This window comes from Paenibacillus periandrae (assembly GCF_022458865.1).
GTDB lineage: Bacteria > Bacillota > Bacilli > Paenibacillales > NBRC-103111 > Paenibacillus_S > Paenibacillus_S periandrae.
This window is the reverse complement of record NZ_JAJNMU010000094.1, coordinates 1-1,098: the sequence shown is the minus strand read 5'-3', so window position 1 is coordinate 1,098 and position 1,098 is coordinate 1. Positions and strand designations below refer to the sequence as shown.

1 protein-coding gene is annotated in these 1,098 nt (G+C 49.2%); it reads left to right on the top strand.

Annotated features, from left to right (window positions below):
* A partial coding sequence (locus tag LRL21_RS44670) for a fibronectin type III domain-containing protein (protein ID WP_240422197.1) occupies window positions 1-1,098 on the top strand: 1,098 nt, incomplete at both ends.

The window sequence follows — 1,098 nt, the reverse complement described above, 5'->3', positions numbered from 1 at the left end:
GCACGTCAGGCATAACAGACACAGAAGTAACGTTGAGCTGGACGAAGGCGACGGATAATGTGAGTGCACCAAGCGCGCTGCAGTACCAAGTATACCGCTCCAGCAGCAATAACCTGAATACAGTGGCGAACATCGAAGCCAACGGAACGGCACTGGGCAGCTATACGGCGGACATAGGTACATATAGTGTGACAGGCCTGATGGAAAGCACAACTTATTACTTTAATGTAATTGCGAAGGATGAGGCGGGCAATAAGACGGCCTATACAATGAAGCAGGTTGTAACTTCAGATATCACAGCACCAGCGGTGTCGGATGGGACAATAAGCATGGCAGGCATTACAGCAACAGAAGTAACATTGAACTGGACGAAGGCGACGGATACGGTGAGTGCGACAAGCGCGCTACAGTATCAAGTGTACCGCTCCAGCAGCAATAACCTGAATACAGTGGCAAATATTGAAGCCAACGGAACAGCAGTAGGTAGCTATACGACGGACATAGGTACATATAGTGTAACTGGCCTGACGGAAAGCACAACTTATTATTTTAATGTAATTGTGAAGGATGAGGCGGGCAATAAGACGGCCTACACAATGAAGCAGGTTGTAACTTCAGATATCACAGCACCAGCGGTGTCGGATGGGACGCTCAGCACATCAGGCATTACAGCAACAGAAGTAACTCTGAACTGGACGAAGGCGACAGATGCGGTGACTGCGCCAAGCGCGCTGCAGTACCAAGTATACCAATCCAGCAGTAATAACCTCGACACGGTAGCGAATATTGAAACGAACGGAACAGCAGTAGGCAGCTATACGGCGGACATAGGTACATATAGTGTGACAGGCCTGATGGAAAGCACAACTTATTACTTTAATGTAATTGTGAAGGATGAGGCGGGCAATAAGACGGCCTACACAACGAAGCAGGTTGTAACTTCAGATATCACAGCACCAGCGGTGTCGGATGGGACGCTCAGCACATCAGGCATTACAGCAACAGAAGTAACTCTGAACTGGACGAAGGCGACAGATGCGGTGACTGCGCCAAGCGCGCTGCAGTACCAAGTATACCAATCCAGCAGTAATAACCTCG